General features: G+C 46.7%; 3 protein-coding genes and 1 pseudogene. 1 reads left to right on the top strand and 3 read right to left on the bottom strand.

The window, feature by feature from the left end:
* On the bottom strand, window positions 1–317 hold a 317-nt coding region (locus A9975_RS37800; RefSeq protein WP_220810776.1), incomplete at its 3' end, for a hypothetical protein.
* A gap of 59 nt (window positions 318–376) precedes the next feature.
* Here A9975_RS37800 and A9975_RS38095 point away from each other — a divergent pair.
* Window positions 377–517, top strand: a pseudogene (locus A9975_RS38095) (IS5/IS1182 family transposase); the annotation flags it as partial.
* Between the two features lie 58 nt (window positions 518–575).
* Here A9975_RS38095 and imm2 read toward each other — a convergent pair.
* Window positions 576–1,010: an Imm2 family immunity protein gene (gene imm2 / locus A9975_RS15155; protein ID WP_183033508.1), complete on the bottom strand. Its 435-nt coding sequence runs from the start codon at window positions 1,008–1,010 to the stop codon at window positions 576–578.
* Between the two features lie 286 nt (window positions 1,011–1,296).
* The coding region (locus A9975_RS15150; RefSeq protein WP_220810775.1) for a hypothetical protein at window positions 1,297–2,139 on the bottom strand (843 nt) is incomplete at its 5' end.

The raw sequence follows: 2,139 nt of genomic DNA, 5'->3' as shown, positions 1-2,139 counted from the left end.
TCAGATGTTCTCTTTGGATAGATAACCCAGTTTGTTGTTCCCGGAAACATTTCTCGCGAGTGTCCTTCCATGACCCACTCAATCTCTCCGCTGTATGTTTCTACCGCGAATCCAAGTCTATGAACTACTTCCGGGTGTTCATTCTCAAATCGAAAGCTAGTATAAGGCGGCATCGCCGACCTATCTTCCATTTTCGGTTGCTGACCTCTAAATTGAATTTCTGGATACCTGGATTCAAATTTTTGCCAAGCGAGCGGACCAAGGGTCTCGATGAAATTCAAAAAATCCATCCCCTCAGTCAAATCAATAAATTCCATTATTTAAGCCCCTTGAATTTATTAGATATAGTGATTTGGCCTGGAGTCATATTTCGCATGTGCTGCTCGATCAAATCCCGATGGATGAGCCGGTCGATTCCATCGGCGACGACGGGGTGTACGACACGAAACGTCGCCACGCGGCGAACACTTCGCGCGATGCTCACCTGTCTATACCTCCGCGCGAAGGTGCGATGCCATAGCCTTAGCGCACGCCCGGCGCGAGTCGGCATCACAGGACGAAAATCTAGCTGAATTTCAAATAACTCCCAAAATATTAATATCAATCTTAAATTCCTCTACCTCATCCATCGGAATATTTTTAAGCATCTCAGACAGATCATTATTTTCAAGCAAATCTGCAATAGCCTTACGATGATATGTTATTGCCCGCTCTGATCCGCGCCCAGCATCAAGAATAAGAGTCAAAACCTCAAGCATCAATTTTTCTATTGGAAGCTCAAAAGAGTTATCCAGTTCGTCATAGGCATACCCAACCTCACTCTCGCCCTCGACCCATTGGTTTTTGTGATTGAGCTTTGACCTGCAATAGCTGTAATAACGAGAAAAAATCCATGCTCTTATCATGCTGTAAGGAACGCGATCTTCCATCACGGTTCTTTTTTTCTGGCGAAGCATAATGTTGTCATTCAAATATTTACTGTGACATTTTTGCAAACTGATCGGCAGCATCCAGACTGCTAGTTCACGCCAGCTTCTCCGAAAAAAGGTCAGATACAACTGCCGGTTAAAGCTAACACTTATTTTATAATCCCCGCACGTCGGAGAGGATTAGGAAGATATATTAAACCCCAAACAAAAATGATGGCGAATAGTGGGAGCGCAACCCAGATAATTGCAGTACTCTCATCGAGATTGAACTTGATCGCCACGAACGCCGCGATAACAAAGCCCCACCCACCAGACAAAATGGATGCACATCCAACAACCAGGATAGTTCTCAGGCTGTTAATTGAAATCACTTCTCGCCCCCTGTGGATCTAATATCATTAACAAATGTATTTGACTTTGATACCACCCCATACAAACTCAATGCCTGATTCGATCCACTGGCTATTGGCATATTAGTAATTGGCATAAGCTTTAAGTTGTCGAATGTGGAAACAGTAACGCCAAACATCGATTTTGGACGATTTAATCCGTCCGCCACGCCGATTTTCAGCGGAACTTGTGCATTTAGCGCCATGAGTGAAGTGGCCAGATTCAAACCATCATAGATAGTGTTTCCGAAAGTCGGGTAAGCCTGGTTGAAAATACTTCGAACCGGATTGTATCCAGCGCTCCTGTCGCCACTAAGGCGATTCATAATGCCAGTCATCCCTTCAGTGGCGTCGCTACTACCGAATGCCATCATGAGTGACCCGGGTACGCAACCAGCTGCAGTTGACGAGCACAGTGCAGTACCCGACAAAAGAGCAAGCCCACCGGTCACAATTTTTCCAGTTTCTATTGCGGCCCCCTTCGGGTCGCTCCAAAGGGAATCGACTAGTTTTTGGGTCGCAGTATAATTGAACAAGCCGGCCTGCTTTTGTAGACTCACCCACTGAATCTCATTTTCCAACGCACCAGCTTCCATGACGTTTACGTAGGATTTATTGTATTCCTCACTGCCAACCGGAAACTGAGCCCAGCATTGGACAACATAGCACGCCGCCTTGGTCAAGCGCTTCTCTTCAGCCTCGTCACCATTGGCCCGTGTTTTGATCGCTGTCTTCTCATCAGGATGCAACTGTCGATTAAATCGATCCGCCATCCCAGCCGTAGCCGCCGCAGCACTCCCCTCAGCCCCGCCTCCCCCCAC

Source organism: Cupriavidus sp. UME77, assembly GCF_014170355.1.
GTDB classification, from domain to species: domain Bacteria; phylum Pseudomonadota; class Gammaproteobacteria; order Burkholderiales; family Burkholderiaceae; genus Cupriavidus; species Cupriavidus basilensis.
Note: the sequence above shows the minus strand (reverse complement) of the source record. Positions and strands in the feature narration are given on the sequence as shown.

Excerpts from the sequence above, each read along its gene's own strand:
- imm2 (WP_183033508.1), bottom strand. The coding sequence starts at position 1,010 with ATGCTGCCGATCAGTTTGCAAAAATGTCACAGTAAATATTTGAATGAC.